Genomic DNA, 894 nt, shown 5'->3' with positions numbered 1-894 from the left:
CTAGGGCGTGTTGATCAAGAGGTTCAGGCTCAGGATCGGCGAGTCTCGATGGTGTGACGCGTCAGGAGATCTCGGATGAGGTGTGGGCTGTTCTGGAGCCGCTGATGCCGGTGCCGGTCGGCAGGTCGCGGCCGTGGACGGATCATCGTCTCGCGGTCGAGGGCATGGCCTGGAAGTACCGCACGGGGGCGCCCTGGCGGGATGTGCCGGAGCGGTTCGGGAAGTGGAACTCGATCTACAAGCGGTTCGCGCGCTGGGCCGAGGACGGCACCTGGGAGAAGCTGCTCGCCGAGGTGCAGAAGCAGTCGGACGCGGCGGGCAAGCTCGACTGGGTGGTGTCGATCGACTCGACGATCGCGCGCGTGCACCAGCACGGCGCGACCCTCAGCCGCGACACAGGGGGCTGTGTCGAATCACAAGAATCCGCGGGAAGAGCCGCCTGATCACGGGATCGGCCGCTCCCGTGGCGGGTTGACGAGCAAGGTGCATCTCGTCTGCGACGGGCGTGGACGTCCGCTGAGCTGGGTGATCACCGGCGCGAACATCAACGACACCACGATGATGACCGCCACACTCGAGCAGATCCACGTCCCTCGAGCTGTCGGCCGTCCGAGGCGGCGCCCGGATCGGGTGCTCGCCGACAAGGGCTACCCGTCGAAGAAGAACAGGGCGTGGCTGCGGGAGCGGAAGATCGCCGCGACGATCCCGGAACGCGACGACCAGATCGCGCACCGCCGCAGGAAGCCTGGCCGGCCCATCGACTTCGGGGAAGCCCAGCAGGAGCGCTACAAGGGACGCAACGTCGTCGAGCGCTGCTTCAACAAACTCAAGCAATGGCGCGGCATCGCGATGCGCTCAGACAAGACAGCCCGCTCCTACCGCGCCGCGATAGCC

Annotated in this window: 1 protein-coding gene; it reads left to right on the top strand. The window is 67.0% G+C overall.

The features are described 5' to 3' along the window. Positions 1 to 53: 53 nt before the first annotated feature. A protein-coding gene (locus AC3ENQ_RS14055; RefSeq protein ID WP_431805358.1) for an IS5 family transposase occupies positions 54 to 894 on the top strand; the annotation gives its coding sequence in 2 pieces (ribosomal slippage) (positions 54 to 439 and positions 438 to 894; 843 coding nt annotated over the 2 pieces). This gene is flagged as partial in the annotation.

This window comes from Microbacterium sp. bgisy203 (genome assembly GCF_057706945.1).
The sequence above is the reverse complement of the archived record's forward strand: the minus strand, read 5'-3'. Positions and strand labels throughout refer to the sequence as shown.